The sequence below is a fragment of the Pseudomonas sp. CC120222-01a genome, assembly GCF_003097235.1.
Taxonomy (GTDB): Bacteria; Pseudomonadota; Gammaproteobacteria; order Pseudomonadales; family Pseudomonadaceae; genus Aquipseudomonas.
Genome location: NZ_QEQQ01000001.1, coordinates 37,162 through 55,604, shown reverse-complemented (window position 1 = coordinate 55,604; position 18,443 = coordinate 37,162). Strand labels below are relative to the sequence as shown.

20 protein-coding genes are annotated in these 18,443 nt (G+C 63.0%); 8 read left to right on the top strand and 12 right to left on the bottom strand.

The window, feature by feature from the left end:
* Nucleotides 1-8: 8 nt before the first annotated feature.
* The 5 genes from N430_RS00305 to N430_RS00285 all read right to left on the bottom strand — a co-directional run bounded on the left by N430_RS00305 (nt 9) and on the right by N430_RS00285 (nt 4,142).
* The gene (locus N430_RS00305; RefSeq protein ID WP_110632329.1) at nt 9-578 is read right to left on the bottom strand and encodes a DUF6162 family protein; all 570 of its coding nucleotides are present in this window, start codon (nt 576-578) and stop codon (nt 9-11) included.
* Nucleotides 579-589: 11 nt separating this feature from the next.
* Complete coding sequence (locus tag N430_RS00300; protein ID WP_110632332.1) at nt 590-910, bottom strand: hypothetical protein; 321 nt, start codon at nt 908-910, stop codon at nt 590-592.
* On the bottom strand, nt 907-1,446 hold the full coding sequence (locus N430_RS00295) for a thiamine pyrophosphate-binding protein (RefSeq protein ID WP_110632335.1): 540 nt from the start codon (nt 1,444-1,446) through the stop codon (nt 907-909). Before N430_RS00295 ends, N430_RS00300 begins: the two co-directional genes overlap by 4 nt.
* Nucleotides 1,443-2,636 carry a PepSY domain-containing protein gene (locus N430_RS00290; protein ID WP_110632338.1) on the bottom strand — a complete coding sequence of 398 codons (1,194 nt, stop codon included), beginning with the start codon at nt 2,634-2,636 and terminating at the stop codon, nt 1,443-1,445. The genes N430_RS00295 and N430_RS00290 overlap by 4 nt, the downstream gene beginning before the upstream one ends.
* Before the next feature lie 171 nt (nt 2,637-2,807).
* Entirely contained in the window at nt 2,808-4,142 is a 1,335-nt protein-coding gene (locus N430_RS00285; RefSeq protein WP_110632340.1) for a lysine N(6)-hydroxylase/L-ornithine N(5)-oxygenase family protein, read from the bottom strand.
* A gap of 200 nt (nt 4,143-4,342) precedes the next feature.
* Between N430_RS00285 and N430_RS00280 the strand changes: the two genes are divergently transcribed.
* Nucleotides 4,343-4,786, top strand: a complete 444-nt coding sequence (locus N430_RS00280) for a hypothetical protein (RefSeq protein WP_110632343.1) — start codon at nt 4,343-4,345, stop codon at nt 4,784-4,786.
* Between the two features lie 66 nt (nt 4,787-4,852).
* Here the strand turns inward: N430_RS00280 and pbpG are convergent, their stop codons facing one another.
* The 3 genes from pbpG to N430_RS00265 form a co-directional block, all read right to left on the bottom strand.
* Nucleotides 4,853-5,779, bottom strand: coding sequence for a D-alanyl-D-alanine endopeptidase (gene pbpG / locus N430_RS00275; protein WP_110632346.1), 927 nt, complete (start codon nt 5,777-5,779; stop codon nt 4,853-4,855).
* 242 nt (nt 5,780-6,021) lie between these two features.
* Complete coding sequence (locus N430_RS00270; protein WP_110632349.1) at nt 6,022-6,204, bottom strand: hypothetical protein; 183 nt, start codon at nt 6,202-6,204, stop codon at nt 6,022-6,024.
* A 94-nt stretch (nt 6,205-6,298) separates the two neighbouring features.
* Nucleotides 6,299-6,640, bottom strand: coding sequence for a hypothetical protein (locus N430_RS00265; RefSeq protein WP_110632352.1), 342 nt, complete (start codon nt 6,638-6,640; stop codon nt 6,299-6,301).
* A gap of 161 nt (nt 6,641-6,801) precedes the next feature.
* Between N430_RS00265 and N430_RS00260 the strand changes: the two genes are divergently transcribed.
* Nucleotides 6,802-7,623 (top strand): shikimate 5-dehydrogenase, encoded by an 822-nt coding sequence (locus N430_RS00260; protein WP_110632356.1) that lies wholly within the window; start codon nt 6,802-6,804, stop codon nt 7,621-7,623.
* Nucleotides 7,624-7,771: 148 nt separating this feature from the next.
* Here N430_RS00260 and N430_RS00255 read toward each other — a convergent pair whose 3' ends face one another.
* The 3 genes from N430_RS00255 to N430_RS00245 form a co-directional block, all read right to left on the bottom strand.
* The gene (locus tag N430_RS00255) at nt 7,772-8,014 is read right to left on the bottom strand and encodes a hypothetical protein (protein ID WP_110632359.1); all 243 of its coding nucleotides are present in this window, start codon (nt 8,012-8,014) and stop codon (nt 7,772-7,774) included.
* Between the two features lie 97 nt (nt 8,015-8,111).
* Complete coding sequence (gloA, locus tag N430_RS00250) at nt 8,112-8,639, bottom strand: lactoylglutathione lyase (protein ID WP_110632362.1); 528 nt, start codon at nt 8,637-8,639, stop codon at nt 8,112-8,114.
* Between the two features lie 228 nt (nt 8,640-8,867).
* Entirely contained in the window at nt 8,868-9,227 is a 360-nt protein-coding gene (locus tag N430_RS00245) for a histone-like nucleoid-structuring protein, MvaT/MvaU family (protein ID WP_110632365.1), read from the bottom strand.
* 359 nt (nt 9,228-9,586) lie between these two features.
* Here N430_RS00245 and N430_RS00240 point away from each other — a divergent pair, with 359 nt between their 5' ends.
* Both N430_RS00240 and cobF read left to right on the top strand, forming a co-directional pair.
* The gene (locus N430_RS00240; RefSeq protein ID WP_110632369.1) at nt 9,587-10,876 is read left to right on the top strand and encodes an OprD family porin; all 1,290 of its coding nucleotides are present in this window, start codon (nt 9,587-9,589) and stop codon (nt 10,874-10,876) included.
* Between the two features lie 21 nt (nt 10,877-10,897).
* Entirely contained in the window at nt 10,898-11,647 is a 750-nt protein-coding gene (cobF, locus tag N430_RS00235) for a precorrin-6A synthase (deacetylating) (protein ID WP_110632372.1), read from the top strand.
* A 120-nt stretch (nt 11,648-11,767) separates the two neighbouring features.
* Here cobF and N430_RS00230 read toward each other — a convergent pair whose 3' ends face one another.
* A complete protein-coding gene (locus N430_RS00230) occupies nt 11,768-12,118 on the bottom strand; it encodes a response regulator (RefSeq protein WP_110632375.1) in 351 nt (116 codons plus the stop codon).
* Between the two features lie 237 nt (nt 12,119-12,355).
* Between N430_RS00230 and N430_RS00225 the strand changes: the two genes are divergently transcribed.
* From N430_RS00225 to N430_RS00210, 4 genes are read left to right on the top strand one after another with little or no spacing between them, the layout of a single operon-like run.
* Nucleotides 12,356-15,823, top strand: a complete 3,468-nt coding sequence (locus tag N430_RS00225; protein WP_110632378.1) for a response regulator — start codon at nt 12,356-12,358, stop codon at nt 15,821-15,823.
* On the top strand, nt 15,820-16,641 hold the full coding sequence (locus N430_RS00220; protein WP_110632381.1) for a protein-glutamate O-methyltransferase CheR: 822 nt from the start codon (nt 15,820-15,822) through the stop codon (nt 16,639-16,641). Before N430_RS00225 ends, N430_RS00220 begins: the two co-directional genes overlap by 4 nt.
* Nucleotides 16,638-17,213: a chemotaxis protein CheB gene (locus N430_RS00215; RefSeq protein WP_110632384.1), complete on the top strand. Its 576-nt coding sequence runs from the start codon at nt 16,638-16,640 to the stop codon at nt 17,211-17,213. The genes N430_RS00220 and N430_RS00215 overlap by 4 nt, the downstream gene beginning before the upstream one ends.
* A complete protein-coding gene (locus N430_RS00210; protein ID WP_110632387.1) occupies nt 17,207-18,433 on the top strand; it encodes a hybrid sensor histidine kinase/response regulator in 1,227 nt (408 codons plus the stop codon). Before N430_RS00215 ends, N430_RS00210 begins: the two co-directional genes overlap by 7 nt.
* Nucleotides 18,434-18,443: the final 10 nt, after the last annotated feature.

Below are 18,443 nucleotides of genomic sequence, written 5' to 3'. Positions count from 1 at the left end.
CCTTGGGTTCAATGACGGTGTTCGCGGGTAACCCCGGCGTCGTAGTGGCTGACTACCTGCTGCCAGCCGGCGGCGATCAGCGCGGCCTGGCCGAGGTCGTCGGGGAGCACGGCGGCGCTGTTGCGGCGCAGCCAGACGTCGACCTCGGCACTCTCGGCAGCGGGCAGAATCATCAGGAAGCTGCCCGCCACCTGCGGTGCCTGGCTGCGGCCCAGGTAGGCGCCGGCCGGCAGCCATTGCCACTGATGATTGCCACGGCTCTGGCTTCCCGCGTCTGCCACGAACGGTGGCAGGCCTTCCTCGGCCAGGATTTCGACACTGGGCGTGGCGGCGCTTTCTTCGCGCAGCAGCTGGATTTCGTCGAAGGCCACGCGCAGGTCGGTATAGATACCTTGTTCGGCGGCGGTCAGGTCGCGGCGGGCGTCGATCTGGTGGCTGGCAATGGCCTGCTCATCGTCGCGTTCGCCGCGCAACAGCACCACGCTGGCAGCGAGGGCGACGATCAACAGGCTGACCAGCAGCACGTAGAGGGTTTCGTGCCCGGCACCCGCCGGGCGCACCACCTGGGTATGGCTCATGGCTGGGCTGCTCATGGCTGCGCGATGTCGGCGTGGTCGACTTCCACGACATGGCCCGGGCCTGCGTCGAACAGCACGTAGAACTCGCCGTCGGGGCGTTTGAAGGTCAGGCTCGAGTCGTCACCGAGCTTGCCGCCGACCAGTACCTGTTCGTCGTAGCCGATCACGTCGAGGGTCACCCCTGGCGCGCCGCTACCATCGGAAAAGCCGCCGGTGCACTTCACCTGGCCACCGGCCACTTCCTCGCACTCGCACATCGGGTTGTGGGCCAGGGCCGGGCCTGCGGCCAGTACCAGCAAGGGCAGGGCGAGTTTGCGCATCAGCTGTTTCATGGTTTGCCTCCTTGTTTTTCGAGCCAGGCCACGGTGGCTGGCGAAGCCTTGGCCAGCGGGACGGAGGCCTGGTGCAGGCGGCCGTCCCAGCCTTCGAGGGTGATCCAGATCTGCGCATCGGCGGGGGTGCGCGGAGGTATGGGCAGGTTGGTGACCATGCGGTACGGCGCACCGAAGAAAATGGTGCCGGCGGTGCGCAGGCTGCGCGGCTTGCCGATGCGCAGGTAGACCGCCTTGACCTCATTCACGCAGGCCTTGCACAGCGCGGCGTTGAACAGCTTGAAATGGCCGGCGGGGCCATCGGCGCGTGGGGCCTCGTTGCGCAGTTCGGCGAGGTCGAGGCGGTAGGGGCCGACCTGAATGTCGCTGATCGGGTTGGCACCGAGCCCGGCATCGCCGCGGAACAGCCTGACGTCGGCGAAGTACTTGGGCATGAAGCCCAGGGGAATGAGGATCAACAGGATGTTCAGGTGGAAGCGCCACTTCAGCCACCATTGCTTGAGTGGGTGGGCGGGCAGGGTTTGGGCCTGGCTCATGGGCGGACCTCCAGGGTGGTTTCGCGGCTTGTGTTGCGCGGTGCGCGCTCACTGCGCTTGAGCGCCGCGGCGGTGGCCTGGGCGGTGCGTTTGGTCCAGATGAGCAGGCCGCTGAACACCATCAGGGTCAGGACCAGGCCGAAGAAGAACCACACCAGCTTGATCGGCAGGCCACCGAAGTCGCCGGTGTGCAGCGGGCGCATGGATTCGGTGAAGAACTCCAGGGCCGAACGGTCGCTGAGCAGGAACTGGCTGTCGACCTGGCGGGTATAGGGGTTGACCGACGCGCTCTGGAACATCAGCGGGTACCAGCCACGCCCGCCCATTTCGATGTGGCTGTAGGCGGTGGCCGGCAGCGAGACGGAGGTGATGTCCAGGCTCGGGATGGCCAAACCGGCGATACGTGCGGCCTCGTCTACGTCGATACGCGGTGCCGGGCTGCCATCGGCGGTCTGCGGCACTTGCTCACGCGCGATCACCGGGACGATCGGCTCGCTGGAAATGGTGATCTGATTGTCGAAGAGGATCGCCCGGGTCAGGAACCAGATGCTGGTGATGGAAATGACCGCGATGAACCAGATCGACCAGACCCCGGCCAGGCGGTGCAGGTCACCCCAGAAGATGCGCGCGCCATGGCCGGTGCGTACCGGTTTGAAGAAGCCTTTCCAGAACTTCTTGTAGACCACCAGGCCGGTGACCAGCGACGCCAGCATCGGCAGGCCGAGCAGCGACACCATGTACCAGCCCCAGCTGAAGCCATTGGTGAACGGCACCAGCCACCAGCCATGCAGGGCGCGGGTAAAGGCTTCAAAGTTGAAGTCAGGCATCTTGCCCTGGATGGCCCCGGTATACGGGTTGACGTAGAGCATCGGGCTTGCGCCATCGGCGTAGGTCACCCGTGCCATGAGCGCGAAGTGCGAGCCGTCTGGCTGGCTGAGCGAATTGACGGCCATGTCCGGTTCGGCCTTGCGCAGGGCATCGAGCACTTGCTGGAAGCTCAGGCGTTCGGCGTTGTCGTCGGGCTTGCTGGCACGTACGTCGGGGTTGGCCAGCCAGACGATCTCCTGGCTGACCACGGCCAGCATGCCGGTGAAGCAGACGATCAGCACGAAGAACCAGATCGGCAGGGCGAGCCAGCTGTGGACCAGGAACCACAGCTTGGACTTGGATTTTTTCGGGGATTTGGCCATCGGTCCGTCTTCTGAAAAGGTGGGCGAGCACAGGCCCAACCAAAGGGGGCTGCTCTAGAAAGGACGAATGAGAATGAAAATCCTGCTGGATTAAGTGCAAGCAAATGTTTCAGGGGGCATTAATGCCGACAGGGCGCTCATGGCGCCCTGTCGGTGGGTGTGCAGCGTGAATCAGGCGCTGGTCAGGGCCACGGCGGGGTGTGCCATACCCTGCTGGCAAGCCAGGTCGTGGTACAGCGCCTGGCCGATCTCCGCGGCACGGGAGGGCAGTACCGACAGCAAGGTGTCGCTGAGGCCATGGCTGTTCTCGCAGAAGCCTTGCAGGTAGACCGACGCCTGTAGGTCGGGGCTTGCCAGCACCCGGTAGTTGCGGTCGACGCTGAAGTCTTCCACGTAGTTGGCCAGCGGTGCCAGCAGGTCGCGGTGCGAGCGGCGTTCGTAGCCGGTGGCGAGGATCACCGCGTCGTAGCGGTGGGTCTGCTGCTGGCCGGTGGCCAGGTCGCGCAGGGTCAGTTCGATGCCGTCGCGGGTGGCCACCACGGCTTCCACCTGGCGGCGGCACAGCACGTTGTGGCGGAACTGGTGGGCGACCTTCTGCCGGTAGAGGATGCCGTAGATGCGCTCGATCAGGTCGAGGTCGACCACCGAGTAGTTGGTGTTGTGGTACTCGCCGAGCAATTTGGCGCGTTGGTCGGCCGGCTCGTTGTAGACCAGGTCGGTGTAGTCAGGGGAGAAGATCTCGTTGACGAACGGGCTGTCATCGGCCGGCTTCAGGGCGGAACCGCGCAGCACCATGTCGACCTTGACCGACGGGTAGCTGTCGTTGAGGTCGATGAAGGCCTCGGCGGCGCTCTGGCCCGAGCCGATCACGGCGATGCGCATCGGTTTGCCGGCGGCGCACGGCAACTTGTTCAGGCTGCTCAGGTACTGGGAGTGGTGGAAAACGCGGGGATCGTCCTTGAACGCGCCGAACTTCTCGGGGATTTTTGGCGTGCCACCGCTGCCGACCACCACTGAGCGCGTGCGCCGGCTGAATTCCCGGCCTTGCCCATCACGGGAGACCAGGCGCAAGTGCTCGACGCGGCCTGCCTTCACTTCAGGCTCGATGCGCAGCACTTCTTCGCCGTACACCGCCTGGGTGGCGAAATGCTCGGCGGCCCAGCGCAGGTAGTCGTTGTACTCCAGGCGGCAGGGATAGAAGGTGCCGAGGTTGATGAAGTCTGCCAGGCGCTGCTTCTGGTGCAGGTAGTTGACGAAGCTGTACGGGCTGGTCGGGTTGCGCAGCGAGACCAGGTCCTTGAGGAACGAGATCTGCAGTTCGCTCTGGGTGGCCAGGGTTTCGCCGTGCCAGCGGTATTCCTTCTGCTTGTCGATGAACAGCGCATCGAGGGCGTGGCCCTGGCTCTGGGCGAGTTCTTCCAGGGCGATGGCCAGGGCCAGGTTGGACGGGCCGAAGCCCACGCCGATCAGGTCCTTGATAGTTTCCGGGTGTGCAGACTGGCTCATGGCTGCGATTCCATAATGGGTCGAATGTGGGCGCATGCCGGGGCTCCGGCGCCTGCGCTTGTACATTGGGTGGAACGAGCCAGCGGAAGGGGAATTTACTGCCTGGGCGCGTGCCAGCGGCCGAGCGGGCCTAAAGGTCTGCGCCGGTCGGCCGATACGCAGATCAACTCAAGGAACCTTTGCAAGGCAGGGAGAAAGACATGGTAGGCATCGCAGCAGTCAGCATCAGCAGCGCTTCGGCCCAGGCGGCCAGCACCCTTCAGGCAAGCGACAGCGAAAAGACCGAGGCGGTCGTTTCGATACTGCAGGTCGACACCTCGAAGCTGCGCGGTGACGAGAAGGCCCAGGCAGCGGGTGGGGCTCAGGGCAGCAGCGAAAGTGAAAGCAGTGAGCCGGCGCACATCAAGCAGTTGCGCGAGATGATCAGGAAGCTGCAGCAGCAGATGGCGGAGGAGCAGAAGCAACTGGCCAGACTGATGGCGCAGAAGGGCGATGACAGCGCCAAGATGACAGCAATCACTGCCAAGCAGGCCAGCATCGCCACCCTCAGTGGCCAGATCATGACGGCGAACGCGCAACTGCTCAAAGCGCTGCAGGATGCTGGTGGCAGCAGTGCCGGCAATGTGGTCAACACCCAGGCCTGAGCCCTGACTGCGCCGATCTGCGGGGGCGGGCAAGCCCGCTCCCAACGTTAATCTACTGGCCTCAGGTTACTCCGACGCCAGGCGCCCCTTGCCGTGTTTGTCCGTCTTGTACTGCATGGCCACGGCCGGTGCCGGCTTGGTCGCACCGGTTTCCAGCCACTGACGCATGCGGGTGGCGTCGGCAAAGTGGGTGTATTTGCCAAAGGCGTCGAGAATCACCATGGCCACCGGGCGGTTGTCCATCTTGGTCAGCAGCACCAGGCAGTGGCCGGCATCATTGGTGAAGCCGGTCTTGGTCAGGGCGATGTCCCAGTTGCTCTTGTTCACCAGGTGGTCGGTGTTACGGAAGCCCAAGGTGTAATTGGGTTTGCGGAAGGCCACAGTCTTCTCGCGGGTGGTCGACAGCTCGCTCAGCATCGGGTACTTGCGCGCCGCAATCAGCAGCTTGCCGAGGTCACGGGCGGTGGAGACGTTCTGCGTCGACAGGCCGGTCGGTTCGACATAGCGGGTGTGCGCCATGCCCAGGCTGCGGGCCTTGGCGTTCATCGCCTTGATGAAGGCCGGGTAGCCACCCGGGTAATGGTTGGCCAGGGTAGTGGCAGCACGGTTTTCCGACGACATCAGGGTAATCAGCAGGGTTTCCCGGCGGTTCAGCTCGCTCCCCAGGCGTACGCGCGAATACACGCCTTTCATGTCCGGGTTGTTGGCGATGGTCATGGTGAGCATCTCATCCATGGGCTGCTTGGCATCGAGCACCACCATCGCCGTCATCAGTTTGCTCACCGAGGCAATGGGCACCACGCGGTCGGCGTGGCTCGAATACAGTTCTTGGTTGGTGTTCAGGTCGATCAGCAGGGCGCTGCCAGACGCCAGGTGCAGCTTGGAGGGGTCACGTTGGACCTGGGCCGGGGGTTGTGCAGCAGCGGTCGACGGAAGGGTCGCAGTACCTGTGAGCAACAGCAGCAGGCTGAGGATGGACAGGGATGTTTTCACGTTGAGGCTCACTAAAAGTTGGTATGTCGTTGGCTGTGCAAGGGTTTTCCCCCAAAAAACCGATGCATTGTGGAGTATGGCCGAAGTGCTGTCGATTGCTCGTTGAGCCACCCTCACGAAATGAAAAAAGCTTCATGCTGTATCGGTTTTTCTGCCTCCGTTCGTCGGTTCACCCAGGCAAAAAAAGACCCGCCAACGGGCGGGTCAGAAGAGGCGTAGGGAGCAACGCACAACAAATGCGGTCAAGCGATCAGGCAATCGGCCTGGAGCTGTTCAGCCAGGGCCTGGGCCGAGGCGCGGGTCGCCAGCGGGCCGCTGACGGCCTCGCCATTGCTTACCAGGTACCAGCAGGCCAGCAGGCCTTGTTCACGCAGGGTGGAAGGGACGGCAGTGCCGACAACTGACATGATCTGAATAGTGGCCATGGGGACCTCCTGTGAAACATGGCCCTACCTTACGCAGCAGCCGACTGTGTTTGAAATCAACACGCTCAATAGTGCTCATCAGTTTTATCAACGGTCACCAGCGTGGCGGGCCGTAATACACCGGTGGCGGGCCATAGTACGGGCGGTACGCCGGTGGTGGCGGTGCCGGTGCGTAGTACGGCTGGTAGTAGACAGGCTGTGGCGGCGCCTGCACATACACCGGCGGCGGCCCGTAGTAGACGGGCTGCTGTTGCACGTAAACGGTACGGTCGTGGCCGCCATACACCGTCGCCCCGACCACGGCCCCGACCACGGCAGCGCCGAGCAGCGGGCCTGGGCCATACCAGCCATGGCCGCCGCCACCATGGGCAGAGGCTTGCCCGCTGATGGCCAGGGCACCGACCAGCAGGGCGATTCCAGGGAGATGACGGTTCATGAGACTTCCTCGCAAGGTAACCCCACGTTTGGGGCCTTAATACTATGACTCCGGTCTCTGTCAGCCGAGCGCAGGGGAACGGTAAATGTTGTGTAAGGGGCGACCAGTGGTTGCGTCTGGTAGGCTGCACAAACGATTCAGTTATGAAAAAGGAGCAAGTTATGGCGACAACTCCCAGCAGAGGCACCGTGCTGTGCATTTCCCTGGCCGGGCGGCCTGGCACCTTCGGCGTGCGTTTTCATAATCACCTCTACCAGCAGCTTGGGCTCGACTACTACTACAAGGCCATGAGCACCGACGACCTGCCGGCAGCGGTCGCAGGTATCCGCGCGCTAGGCATTCGCGGTTGTGGCGTGTCGATGCCGTACAAGGAGGCTTGCATGGCGCTGGTTGATGAAATCGACCCGTCGGCGGCGGCGATCGAGTCGGTCAATACCTTGGTCAACACCGCGGGCCATCTGAAGGCCTACAACACCGACTACCTGGCCGTACGGCAACTGCTCGAAGAGCACCAGGTCGACCCTGCCACCGCGTTCGCCCTGCGCGGCAGTGGCGGCATGGCCAAGGCCGTGGCCAGTGCCCTGCGCGATGCTGGTTTCGGCGAAGGCATCATCGTTGCCCGCAACGAGCAGGCCGGGCGGCAGTTGGCGGATGTCTGCGGTTATCGCTGGGTGGCTGAACTGGGTGACCTGTGCCCGCCGATGCTGGTGAACGTGACACCGATCGGCATGGCTGGCGGGCCGGAGGCCGATGAGCTGGCCTTCAGCGAGAACGCCATCGCGGCAGCCGAGCGGGTGTTCGACGTGGTGGCGATGCCAGCGCGCACGCCGTTGATCCAGCGGGCCGAGGCGCTGGGCAAGCCGGTGATCACCGGGCTGGAAGTGATCGCCCTGCAGGCGTTGGAGCAGTTCGTGCTGTACACCGGGGTACGGCCCAGCCGTGAACAGGTTGAAGCGGCGGTAGCCTATGCACGGGATGCCTGATCCGCACCGATCTTTTGTGGGAGCGGCCTTGCGTCGCGAATGGGCTGCGCGGCAGCCCCAGCGATTTATGCATCAAGGCTAATATCTTGGGGCCGCTCTGCGGCCCTTTCGCGACGCAAGGCCGCTCCCACAAAGTCCGCGCGGGCATTCAGAAGGTTTTGTGCCCCTTGTCCAGTTGCTCGTCCACCAATGCCCGGCCATGGGCGAGCGACACATGCTGGGCATTCTCAAGGTCCGAGAAGAATTTCATTGGCATCGACAGGCGCTTGCTGGTGTGCCCCTGTGGATCGGTGATCAGGCAACCGGCGGCATAGGGCAGGGGGGAGTCGGGGTGGGGCATCACGCTGGCGGTGATGGTGTGGTCGCGGTATTCACAGTGAAGAGATTGCATCGTCCTTTACCTCGCTGTGGCATGTGAAGCAGTTACCTTCATATACCACAGCAAGGGGCCAGGAGTTCCCGGCCCGACGAGCGCGAACCGACGGCGATCAGCCCTTCAGCTCGGTTGGCTGGATCACTTCCACCCAGTAACCGTCCGGGTCCTTGACGAAGGCCAGGTGGTTCATGCGGCCGTCTTGCAGGCGTTTCTGGAACGGCACGTCGAGGGCTTCGAAGCGGGCGCAGGCCTCACGCACGTCTGGCACCGAGATGCAGATGTGGCCAAAGCCGCGTGGGTCGGTGTTGCCGTTGTGGTAGGCGAACTCGGCATCATTTTCGGTGCCGTGGTTGTGGGTCAGCTCCAGCACGCCCGGGATCGACTTCATCCACTGGTGGCGCGCGGCGTCGTCGGCTGGGATTTGCGCCGGGTCGACCAGGGCCAGGAAGTACAGGCTGAAGGCCGCTTCAGGGAAGTCGCGCTTGTCGACCAGGCGGAAGCCCAGCACGCGGGTGTAGAAGTCCAGCGACTTCTCGATGTCCTTGACCCGCAGCATGGTGTGGTTGAAGACGAATTGGGCGGTGGCGGCGTCTGGCTGTGCGGTGACGCCAGGCAGGGTTTGCAGATCGTGCAGGCTCATGGGGACTCCAGAGACGGGGCCGGCAACCAGGTGCCAGCGAAACAGACAGGGGGCCATGATACGGCAGTGAACCGTTTGCGCAAATAAAAGCGCCCTGCTCGGGGGGAGCAGGGCGCCGGAATTAGAGGCCCGCATGTGCGGGCGCGTGATGGGGTCGCTAGTCCTTTAGCTGTCTCGATACTGCTGCAGCCGTTGTGAAAAAAATGTGAAGTGGGTGTTGACGTTTCATCAGCGCACCCAGCTCTCCACGGTAGCGGCGCCATACTGTTCTTTCCACGCCTTGAGGCCGCGGTGGTTGCCGCCCTTGGTCTCGATCAGCTCGCCGGTGTGCGGGTTTTCGTAGACTTTCACCACGCGCGGGCGGCGCTGCTGTTTCGGTGCACTGACAGCGCCACGGGTAACCGCCTTCGGGTCGAGGATGGCGATGATATCGCGCAGACTTTTGTCATAGCTTTTCATCAGGCCGACTAGTTTCTGCTCGAATTCGATTTCGCGTTTGAGGCCGGCATCCTTTTTCAGCGCCTCCAGTTGCGCCATCTGTTCCTGGAGCGCTTTTTCGGCAGCACGAAACTCTGCAAGTCTGGACACTGTAATCACTCCTGTACGTCTTCCGTGGCAGGGCGTGACGAACATTGAAAAGCACTAAACGCCAGCCACGTGGGTGGGTAACACTGTTCGCTGACATCGAGTGTAGACACTTGCAGGACTTCGGTAAACCGCAAACTTTTTATAAGTAATCGGGAACTTTCCAAGTTTTCCGGACCGTAATTCAGGTGGTTTTTCGATACGTCTTCAAGGGGTTCTAGACCATGGTCCAATAGCCCGCAACAGAGCGGTTGGGCGATGATTTCAGATGATGGTCGGCTGTTGTTCGGCCGCGACGCATTAGCGTGGCGCAGGTGCGTCACGATTTGTTTTTTTCGCCTTTCTTGTGGATGTTCCCTCGCATGTTTTCCCCCCTTCCTCTCGCCCCCGGGCGCCGTGTTGCCGGCCTGTTCCTGTTGTGTACCGGCGCGCATGCCCAAGCCGCTGGTTTTCTTGAAGACACTAGTGCCAAGGTTGAAGCACGCAATGTCTATTTCAACCGGGATTTTCGTGACGGCCACAGCAGTTCCAGCCAGGGTGCGTCAAAACGTGAAGAGTGGGCGCAAGGCTTCATCCTCAATGTGCAGTCGGGTTATACCCAGGGCCCGGTTGGCTTTGGCGTGGATGCACTGGGCATGTTAGGGATCAAGCTCGATTCCAGCCCGGCCGACAGTAACAGTGGTTTGCTGCCATCTTCCGGTCATGACCCACGGCACTCCGCCGACCAATACGCGAAGATGGGCCTGGCGGCCAAGGTCAAGGTGTCCAACACGGTGCTCAAGTACGGCTCGATGATGCCGGACGTACCGCTGTTGAAATACAACGATGGTCGCCTGCTGCCGACCATGTTCCACGGCGCGATGCTGACGTCCGAGGAAGTACGCGACCTGAAGTTCACCCTGGCCCGCCTGGACAAGTACACCGCGCGTGATTCCACCGATCGCCAGGATATTCGCGTGCATTGCAAGAACAAGCGCTATGCCTGTGATATCGAAGCCGATCACTTTGACCTGGCCGGCCTGGACTACCGTTTCAATGATCGGCTCAGTGCCCAGTATCAAGTCGCCAAACTGGAAAACATCTACCGCCAGCACTTCCTTGGGCTGGTCGCCAGCCAGCCGCTCGCCGTCGGTAGCCTGTCGGCAGACCTGCGGCTGATCAAGAGCGATGACATCGGCAACGCCCGCGCTGGCGAGATCGACCACCGGGCCTTCAGCGGCATGCTCGGCTACAGCCTGGGTGGGCACAAGATCAGCGCCGGCTGGCAGCGCATGTACGGCGAAAGTGCCATGCCGTACCTCGATGGCAGCAACCCGTACCTGGTCAACTACGCGCAGGTCAACGACTTCGCCGCCGCCCAGGAACGTTCCTGGCAGCTGCGTTACGACTACGACTTCAAAGCCCTCGGCGTGCCCGGCCTGAGCTTCTTCACCCGCTACATCAACGGCGACCATATCAAGGTCCCGGGCAGCACTGCCGAAGGCAAGGAATGGGAACGCGACACCGAGCTCAAGTACCAGGTACAGAGCGGTACTTTCAAGGATGTCAGCGTGCGCCTGCGCAACTCCACCTACCGCAGCAACTACGAGAAGTGGGCGCGGGACATGGATGAGACGCGGGTCATCGTCAGCTATAACTTCTCTATCTTCTAGGTTGAGGTATCGGGCGGTGCCATGAAAGACGTTCTGTTGATTGGCATTGGCCCGGGCGACCCGCGGCAGATCACTGTCGAGGCGGTCGAGGCACTGCGCCGCGCCAGCGTGTTCTTCGTGCTCGACAAGGGTGCCGGCAAGGATGAGTTGGTGCGCTTGCGCAAGGCGATCCTCGAGCGCTACCGGCCCGAGGGTGGCTACCGCCTGGTGCAGGTGGCAGACCCGCAGCGTGACGCCGGGGCAGTCGACTACGCAGGCGCGGTGCACGACTGGCATCGCCAGCGCGCCGCGCTGTATGCCCGGCTGATCAGCGAAGAGATGGGCGCCGAGGATATCGGCGCCTTTTTACTATGGGGCGAGCCGAGCCTCTACGACAGCACCTTGCGCATCATTGATCTGGTCCGCGAACGCGGTGTGGCGCTGCGCCTGCAGGTGATCCCCGGTATCAGCAGTGTGCAGGCCCTGGCGGCGCGGCATCAGATCCCCCTCAATCGCATTGGCGAGCCACTGACCGTGCTGCCAGGGCGGCGCCTGGCCGAGCAGGGGCGGGTGGACAATGTGGTGGTGATGCTCGATGGGCAGTGCGCGTTTGCCACACTGGAGGATCCGGCGCTGGTGATCTACTGGGGCGCTTACCTGGGTACCGAGGATGAAGTGCTGATTGCCGGGCCATTGCAGGCGGTGAAGGCGCGGATTCTTGAAGTGCGCGAGCGGGAGCGGGAGCGCATGGGGTGGATCATGGATACCTACCTGCTGCGGCGGGAGCTTTGAGGTGTGGCACCTGTGCTGGCCTCTTCGCGGCTAAAGCCGCTCCCACAGGGATATCACAGGCCTTGAGCCTTGCACCGTACCTGTGGGAGCGGCTTTAGCCGCGAAACAGGCGCCGCCGACTCAAGGCGTACCGAGAATCTCCACTACCTTGTCGCGCAACTGGTCGATGCTGAACGGCTTGCCGATCATGTGCATGCCCTCCGGCACATGGAAGCTCTCGGCATAACCACTGGCAAACAGCACCGGCAGTAATGGCCGCGCCGCACGGGCCTTGGCCGCCAGCGCTTCACCGCGCATGTCCGGCAGGCCGACGTCGGTCACCAGCAGGGCCAGTTGCTGGCTGGCATCCTCGATCACTTTCAGTGCCGCCGTGGCGTTTTCCGCTTCAAGGGTGCTGTAGCCCAATTCATCGAGCACTTCGACCATCAGCATACGTACGATGTCGTCGTCTTCGACTACCAGAAGGTGCATGGCGGGTTTCCTGTTGAAAAAGTCATGTCCCTACTCTGTGCGCCAGGCAGTGACAGAAGTTCCCGAGGATACCGACTGTGGCACATCGAGGGAACGATTCTCACACGCGGCCTTCAAATACTGGCTAAATGCCCTGCCGAAGCCGCCCAAGCGGGTTAGACTCGCTTGTTAACTGGTGAGCGCAGCGGCAGAGCCGCCACACTTTTCAATGGACCTTTTTTGCGCGGGCGTTTTCAGATGATTCAAGCAGCCTCGATGGACCAGCAAAGCTTCCGCAAGCTGTTGAGCCGAAATATCGGCCTGCCCCTGGCAGTGGGCCTGCTCGGCGCCGTGGCCTTTGTCGCGGTGATCAACTACCTGCTTTCGGCCATGCAGTGGGTCGAGCACACCGATCGGGTGATCGGCAATGCCAACGAAACGGTCAAGCTGTCGATCGACATGGAAACCGGCATGCGCGGTTTTCTGATCACCGGTGACGAACGCTTCCTCGACCCCTACGAGGTGGCCAAGCCGCGCATCCTCGGTAGCCTGCAGAGCCTGCGTGGCATGGTCGAGGATAATCCGCAGCAGGTCGATCGCATCGACCGGCTGATCGCCTTGCAGGACGCCTGGAACGCGTTCGGCGGCGAAATGATCAACCAGCGCCGCAGCGGTGGCGACTACCGTGCTTCGGTTGGCAATGGCCGCGGCAAGCGCATCACCGACGAGATCCGCAAGGAGTTCGAAGGCCTGATCGGCACCGAACAGCAGCTGCGCATGGCGCGCACCGAGAAGGTCAGTACGGTCACCGTCACCGCCATATCTGGCTTTGTGCTGCTCATCGTCGGCCTGAGCGCCTTGCTCGCCTACTTCGGCCGCCGCGATCTGCTGGCCCTGTCGGGCAGCTACAGCGAAAACCTGCAGGCCCAGCAGCGTGCCGCCGAGCGCCTGGAACACCAGGCCTGGTTGCGCAATGGCCAGACCCAGCTGGCCGAACAGGTGCTGGGCCAATTGACCCTGCCGATGCTCGGCGACAACATCCTGCGCTTCTTCGCCAGCTACCTGGGCAGCGTGGTCGGTGCGCTCTACGTGCGCGACGAACATGGCCGCCTGGTACGTGTGGCCAGCTACGGCCTGGCAGCCGAGGAGCAGGCCCGACAGCAGATACTGGGTGACCACGACGGCCTGTTGGCCCAGGCCGTGCGCGAGGGGCGCCTGCTGCGCCTGGACGACCTGCCTGAGAACTACTACCACCTCAGCTCTGGCCTGGGCAGCGGACTGCCGCGCAGCGCCTTGCTGATGCCGGCCAGGGATGACGGGCAAATCAATGGTGTGATCGAACTGGGCTTCCTGCGCCCGCTGCAAGAGCGTGACGACGAGCTGATGCAGCGGGTCGGAGAGAACCTTGGCATTTCCATCGAAAGCGCCCGTTACCGCCAGCGCCTGCAGGAAGTGCTGGCCGAGACCCAGCAGCTCAATGAAGAGCTGCAGGTGCAGCAGGAAGAACTCAAGACCGCCAACGAAGAGCTCGAAGAGCAATCGCGGGTGCTCAAGGAGTCCCAGGCCCACCTGGAAACCCAGCAGGCCGAGCTTGAGCAGACCAATGAGCAGCTGTCCGAGCGTACCGAGGCGCTGGACCGCAAGAACGACGAGCTCAGCCAGGCCCAGGAAGAACTGCAGGCCCGCGCCGACGACCTGCAACGTTCGAGCAAGTACAAGTCCGAGTTCCTCGCCAACATGTCCCACGAGCTGCGCACGCCGCTCAACAGCTCGCTGATCCTGGCCAAGCTGCTGGCCGAGAACGGCGAGGGCAACCTCAGCGCCGAGCAGGTCAAGTTCGCCGAGTCCATCTATTCCGCCGGCAACGACCTGCTGAATCTGATCAACGACATCCTCGACATCGCCAAGGTCGAGGCCGGCAAGCTCGAAGTGCGCCCGGAGAACACGCAGCTCGAACGCCTGGTCGAAGGCCTGCGTGGGATGTTTCTGCCATTGGCCGAGCACAAGGGCCTGGGCTTCGAGGTCACGGTCGAAGCACAGGTGCCGGCCACCTTGTTCACCGACCGCCAGCGCCTGGAGCAGATTCTCAAGAACCTGTTGTCCAACGCCATCAAGTTCACCGAGCGTGGCCAGGTCAGCCTGAACATCGGCTACCAGGCCGGCAGTGGCATCATCTTCTCGGTACGCGACAGCGGCATCGGCATCGCTGCCGACCAGCAGCAGGCGATCTTCGGCGCCTTCCACCAGGTCGACGGCACCAGCAACCGCCGCTACGGCGGCACCGGCCTGGGCCTGTCGATCTCGCGTGACCTGGCGCACCTGCTGGGCGGGCAGATCAGCGTCGACAGCAGCCCCGGCCAAGGCAGCGTATTCAGCCTGGTCATGCCGGAACGCTACGAGTCGCAGGGTGAGGAGATCGAGGCACTGAGCTTGCGACCGGCCGTCGACAGCCTGCCGCCGGCACCGCCGGTTGCTGCTCCGGCGGTATCGAAACGCCCGGCTCCGGCGTTCAGTGATGACCGAGAGCGCGCGCCGTTTGGCAACCGCTGCATCCTGGTGGTCGAAGACGAGCCCAATTTCGCCCGTATCCTCTACGACCTGGCGCACGAACTGGGCTACAGCTGCCTGGTGGCGCAGAGCGCCGACGAGGGCTTCGAGCTGGCCGAACAGTACATCCCCGACGCGATCCTGCTGGACATGCGCTTGCCCGACCACTCCGGGCTGACGGTGCTGCAGCGTCTCAAGGAGCAGGCCACCACCCGGCATATCCCGGTGCACATCATTTCGGTGGAAGACCGTGTGGAAGCCGCCATGCACATGGGCGCGGTGGGTTATGCGGTCAAGCCGACCAGCCGCGAAGAACTCAAGGAAGTCTTCGCCCGCCTCGAAGCCAAGCTGACCCAGAAGCTCAAGCACATCCTGCTGGTGGAGGACGACGACCTGCAGCGCGAGAGCATCGCTCGCCTGATCGGCGACGACGATGTCGAGATCACCGCCGTGGCCATGGCCCAGGACGCCCTGGCGCTGCTGCGCGAGAACATCTACGACTGCATGATCATCGACCTCAAGCTGCCCGACATGCTCGGCAACGAACTGCTCAAGCGCATGACCGCCGAGGATATCCGTTCGTTCCCGCCGGTGATCGTCTACACCGGGCGCAACCTCACCCGCGAAGAAGAGGCCGACCTGCTCAAGTATTCGCGCTCGATCATCATCAAGGGCGCGCGCTCGCCGGAGCGTCTGCTCGATGAGGTGACGCTGTTCCTGCACAAAGTCGAATCGCAGCTGTCCCATGAACGCCAGCGCATGCTCAAGACCGCACGTAGCCGCGACAAGGTCTTCGAAGGGCGCAAGGTGCTGCTGGTGGACGACGATGTGCGTAACATCTTTGCCCTTACCAGTGCCCTGGAGCACAAGGGCGCCATCGTCGAGATCGGCCGCAACGGGCGCGAAGCCATCGAGCGCCTGGAGCAGCACGATGACATCGACCTGGTACTGATGGACGTGATGATGCCGGAGATGGACGGCTTCGAGGCCACTCGCCTGATCCGCCAGCAGCCGCGCTGGCGCAAGCTGCCGATCATCGCCGTCACCGCCAAGGCGATGAAGGACGACCAGCAGCGTTGCCTGCAGGCCGGCGCCAATGATTACCTGGCCAAACCGATCGACCTGGACCGCCTGTTCTCGTTGATCCGCGTATGGCTGCCGCAACTGGAGCGAATTTGACTAGCGAGCGCAACACCGACATCGAGATCCGGCTGCTGATCGAGGCGATCTACCTCAAGTACAGCTACGATTTCCGCAACTACTCCGGCGCTTCGATCAAGCGCCGGGTCCTTCATGCACTGCGCCAGTTCGACTGCCTCACGGTGTCAGCGCTGCAGGAACGGGTGCTGCACGACCCGGGCATGTTCATGCAGTTGCTGCAGTACCTGACGATCCCGGTCAGCGAGATGTTCCGCGACCCCGGCCACTTCCTCGCCCTGCGCCAGGAGGTGGTGCCGCTGCTGCGCACCTGGCCGTCGATCAAGGTGTGGATTGCCGGCTGCAGCACCGGTGAGGAGGTGTACTCGATGGCCATCCTGCTGCGCGAAGAGGGCCTGCTCGAACGCACCATCATTTACGCCACCGACATCAACCCGCATTCGCTGGACCGCGCCAAGCAGGGCATCTACTCGATGCAGAGCATGCGCGAGTACGAAGAAAACTACCGGCTGGCGGGCGGACGCCGCGACTTTGCCGAGTACTACACTGCGGCCTACGGCAACGCCATCATGGACAGCAGCCTGCGCGACAACGTGACCTTCGCCGACCACAGCCTGGCCACCGACAGTGTGTTTTCCGAAACCCAACTGGTGTCGTGCCGGAACGTGCTGATCTATTTCAACAAGGAACTGCAGGACCGCGCCCTCGGGCTGTTCCACGAGTCGTTGTGCCACCGTGGTTTCCTGGTGCTGGGCAGCAAGGAGTCGGTGGATTTCTCGGCCTACAGCGACTGCTTCGAGCCGCTGGTCAAGCCCGAACGGATCTACCGCAAATCATGAACGGCGTACGCGCGGTGGTGATCGGCGCCTCGGCGGGCGGCGTCACGGCGCTGTTCACGGTGCTGGGTGCGCTGCCGACCAGTTTTGCCATTCCGGTACTGTGCGTGCTGCACCTGCCGGACGACCGCCACAGCCAGTTGGCAGAAGTGTTGCAACGGCGCTTGCAGCGGCCGGTACGCCAGGCCGCTGACAAGGAGGTCATTGCCCCAGGGCAGATCTACGTGGCTGGGCCGGGTTACCACCTGTCGGTGGAAGCCGACTTCAGCCTGTCGCTGAGCCAGGAGGAGCCGGTGCATTTCTCGCGCCCGGCCATCGATTTCCTGTTCACTTCGGCGGCCGATGCCTACGGCCCCGGGTTGCTCGGCGTGCTGCTCACCGGGGCCAATGAAGATGGCGCCGAAGGGCTGGCCTACATCAAGAACAGCGGCGGCCGGACCGTGGTCCAGGACCCCCGCGACGCACAGGTGGCGCTGATGCCGGAGGCCGCACTGGCCCGGCACGCGCCCGACCTTATCCTTTCTCTGAGCGGTATCGGGCAGTTGCTCGCGACCCTGGAACCCAGCGCATGCTAAGCCACACCCCTGCCAAACTGCTGATCGTCGACGACCTGCCGGAAAACCTGCTGGCGCTCGCCGCCCTGATCCAGGGCGAAGACCGCGAGGTGCACCAGGCGCAGTCGGCAGAAGCGGCCTTGTCGCTGTTGCTCGAACACGAGTTCGCCCTGGCCATTCTCGACGTGCAGATGCCGGGCATGAACGGCTTCGAGCTGGCCGAGCTGATGCGCGGCACGGAAAAGACCCGCAACATCCCGATCGTCTTCGTTACCGCCGCAGGGCGTGAAATGAACTATGCCTTCAAGGGCTACGAGAGCGGCGCAGTGGACTTCCTGCACAAGCCCCTCGACACCCTGGCGGTAAAGAGCAAGGTGTCGGTGTTCGTCGACCTGTACCGCCAGCGCAAGGTGCTCGACCGCCAGCTGCAGGCGCTCGAGCGCAGCCGCCAGGAGCAGGAACTGCTGCTGGGCCAGTTGCAGGTGGCGCGCGGCGAGCTGGAGCATGCGGTGCGCATGCGCGACGACTTCATGTCGATCGTTGCCCACGAGGTGCGCACGCCGCTCAACGGCCTGATCCTGGAAACCCAGTTGCGCAAGATGCACCTGGCCCGCGGCAACCTCGATGCCTTCAGCGTCGACAAGCTGCAGGCCATGGTCGAGCGTGACGAGCGCCAGATCAACAGCCTGATCCGCCTGATCGAGGACATGCTCGACGTCTCGCGCATTCGCACCGGCAAGTTGTCGCTACGGCCTAAAGCGTTCGACCTGAGCCAACTGGTGCGTGGCCTGGTGGAGAACTTTGCGGCACAGGCCACGGCACTGGAGACCTCCATCGAGCTGCAGCGTTGTGAATCATTGTCTGGAGAGTGGGACGAATTCCGGATTGAGCAAGTCCTGGCCAACCTGTTGTCGAATGCTTTGCGTTATGGCGAGCGACGGCCTGTGCATGTGCAGCTGTTCGAGCAGGATGGCATGGCGGCCGTGCAGGTCCGGGACCATGGCATCGGCATCAGCGCCAGCAACCAGCAACGGATCTTTCAGCAGTTCGAGCGCGTGGCCACCCAGCAAGCCAGCAATGGGTTGGGGCTGGGCTTGTACATCTCGGAGCAGATCGTCCAGGCCCATGGAGGGCGGATTCAGGTAGAAAGCGAAGTCGGCAAAGGGGCAACGTTCACCCTGCTGTTGCCGCTGGCAGACGTAAGTGAACAAAACGACCAGTTGCGGGCAACCTCCGCGTAAGCCTGGGGTC